The organism is Neoroseomonas rubea (assembly GCF_016106015.1).
GTDB lineage: Bacteria > Pseudomonadota > Alphaproteobacteria > Acetobacterales > Acetobacteraceae > Neoroseomonas > Neoroseomonas rubea.
The window spans coordinates 1-2782 of the sequence record NZ_JACADQ010000438.1; the positions used below are offsets into that span (position 1 = coordinate 1).

At 74.9% G+C, this 2782-nt stretch carries 2 protein-coding genes and 1 pseudogene; 1 reads left to right on the top strand and 2 read right to left on the bottom strand.

Annotated elements, in window-relative coordinates; translation table 11 throughout:
- Window positions 1-152: 152 nt before the first annotated feature.
- The gene (locus HW577_RS23260; RefSeq protein WP_198378488.1) at window positions 153-1760 is read right to left on the bottom strand and encodes an FAD-dependent oxidoreductase; all 1608 of its coding nucleotides are present in this window, start codon (window positions 1758-1760) and stop codon (window positions 153-155) included.
- Between the two features lie 189 nt (window positions 1761-1949).
- Between HW577_RS23260 and HW577_RS23265 the strand changes: the two genes are divergently transcribed.
- Window positions 1950-2462, top strand: coding sequence for a VOC family protein (locus tag HW577_RS23265; RefSeq protein ID WP_198378489.1), 513 nt, complete (start codon window positions 1950-1952; stop codon window positions 2460-2462).
- On the opposite strand, the pseudogene HW577_RS23270 reads toward HW577_RS23265, so the two are convergent.
- Window positions 2459-2782: pseudogene (locus HW577_RS23270) on the bottom strand (ABC transporter ATP-binding protein); the annotation flags it as partial. The gene HW577_RS23265 and the pseudogene HW577_RS23270 overlap by 4 nt on opposite strands.

The window sequence follows — 2782 nt, forward strand, 5'->3', positions numbered from 1 at the left end:
GTCGCGGCGGCGCGCGCGCCGTCCCCCCCGGCGGCAGCGGGCGCGCTCGCCTCGGCCGCGGTGACGGCGATGCTCTCCTTCGGCGCCTGGCAGGCCTGGTGGGTGGCGGCGATGCTGCTCGCTGCCACGACGGCCGCGGCGCTGCCCCGGCGCTAACCCGCGCGGTTCCGCCGCGCGAGCCGCATCCCGCAGATGTAGCCCCAGGTCATGTTCGGCCCGATCGTCGTGCCGGTGCCCACGCCGCGTGTGCCGATCGGGTTCGCCATGGCGACGCCGGCTGCGAACAGGCCTGGGATGACGCTGCCATCGGGGCGCAGCACCTCCCCATGCGCATTGGTCCGCGCCCCACCTTTCGTCGCGAGGATGGCGCGGTTGAAGGGCAGCGCGAGGAAGGGCGCGCGCGCGATCGGCTTCAGCCCGGCGCGACGGCGCTTGTCGCCCGCCGCGGCGGGGTCGGGGCGCGCGGGGCGGCCGAAATCCGTATCCTCGCCGCCTTCGGCCGCCGCGTTGAAGCGCGCGACGCTGTCGGCCAGGGCAGCCGCCGGCAGGCCAGTCAGCGCGGCGAGCGCCTCTAGGCTGTCGGCGCGCCGCAGCCAGCCGGGATCGGCCTTGGCCGCCCAGCGCACCGGCGGCAGCGCATCCAGCATCGCCGCGTCGCTGATCACCCAGCAGGGCAGGCGGATCGGTGCGCCATCGGCGTCGCGCGCGTCGATCGCCTCGCCGATGTTGAACACCAGTTCGTTGACGAAGCGCCGCCCATGCCGGTCCACCAGCATCGCGTTGGGCTCGGTGTGGAAGGGCACGGGACGGGCAAGCAGCCGCCCCTCGTAGCGCGTGGGGACGGACGGCGTCAGCGTCGCCTGGTCCATCCGCGCCATCGCCGCACCCGCCGCCTGCGCCATGCGCTGCCCGTCGCCGTCATTGCCAGGCGGGCTGCCGAGATAGTCGACCGGCCCGGGGAAATGCTTCCCGCGCAGCGCCGCGTCCCATTCGAAGCCGCCGGTCGCGATGACGACGCCGGCGCGGGCAGACCATGCCTCCCGCAGGCCGGCACGTTCCACGATCGCGCCCGTCACCGCGCCATCCCCGTCCTGCGTCAGTTCGACCGCGCGGGCGGAGAGCAGCACCTCCACCTCCGCCGCGCGGCAGCCGGCGAGCAGCCCTGTCACCAGCGCCGTGCCCTTGCCGCGCGTGTTGGTCAGCAGCCGCCACAACAGCCGGGGCCAGAGGTCGAAGGCCGTGCGGAAGGGGTGGTGATAGAGGTCGGTCTCGACCGCCTCGTGGTAGGTAAAGATCTCCGGGATGGTGGAACGGCGGATGCGCAGGGCGAAGCGCCCCGCGCGCCAGCGGCTGAGCGGCAGCGGGCTCAGCATCCGCCCGCGCGGCTTCGCGCCGGGCAGGGCGCGCAGCGGGTCGGGCTCCGGCGTCAGGGCGAAGCGCAGCGGGGACTGCGCCTCGACGAAGCGGAGCATCTCGGGCGCAGCCTCGACGAAGGCCTGCCACAGCGCATCCTCCTCCGCCGCCCAGCCTTCGGGGGCGGCGGCGCGGATATAGGCGAGCGCCTCCTCCTGGCTGTCGGCGATGCCAGCGGCCTCGGCGTGGTGGTTGGCGGGGATCCAGGTGCCCGCACCCGACATGGCCGTGGTGCCGCCGAGGCGATCGGTCTTCTCCAGCACCGTGACGGAAAGGCCCTGCCGCGCGGCGGTCAGCGCGGCGACGAGGCCCGCGCCGCCCGAGCCGAGCACCAGAACATCGGTCATGCGCGTTGACGCCATGGCACCTCATCGCGCGCGCCCGGCGCCGCGGCAAGGGCGCCCACGGCCGCACCCGGCGCGTCGGCTTGCCGGCATGACGCCATCCGCCGGACCTATGGCGATGATCCCGCTTTCCGATTGGCGCACGGCGGCTGCGGCGCGCATCTCTACGCCAGACACGAGGACCTCGCCGCCATGCCCGACACCCTGCCCGAACGCCCCGCCCGCGCCGCCATCCACCCGGCTGTGCGCATCGGCCATGTGCATCTGAAGGTCGCCGACCTCGACCGCGCGCTCGTCTTCTGGCGCGACGTGATCGGGCTGGAGGAACAGCAGCGCTACGGCGACCAGGCGGTGTTCCTCTCCGCCGGCGGCTACCACCACCACGTCGCGCTCAACACCTGGGAGAGCAAGGGCGGCGCCTGGCCGCCGCCGGGCACGACGGGGCTGTTCCACGTCGCGCTGCTGTACCCCGACCGGCGCGCACTCGCCGTCGCCTTGCAGCGCCTGCTGGACGCCGGCTGGCCGCTGGAAGGGGCCTCCGACCACGGCGTGTCGGAAGCGCTCTACTTGCGCGACGCGGACGGCAACGGCGTCGAGCTCTATCGCGACCGCGCGCCGGAGGACTGGCCGCGGGACGCGGCGGGCGGGCTGGCGATGGTGACGCGGCGGCTCGACCTCGGGGCGCTGCTGGCGGAAGCGGGCTAGCCCGCTTCCTCGCGGAGCATCTCCAGTTCCAGCCAGCGTTCCTCGGCGGCGGCGAGCGCGGCCTGTGCGGTCGCCAGCGCCTCGGTCGCCTTGCCGAAGCCCACCGGGTCGCGGGCGTAGAAGGCACTGTCCGCGACGCGCGCCTCCAGCTTCGCGACCTCGGCGGCCAGCGCCTCCATCCGCGCGGGCAGCGTCTTCAACTCGTGCTGGTCCTTCGCGTTCAGCCCCTTCCTCCGCGCCGGCGGCGCCGCGCGCGGCGTGGGCTCGGCCTTCGGGGCGGCGGGCTTCCCCGCGGGCTCGGCCGCACGGGCGCGCACGCC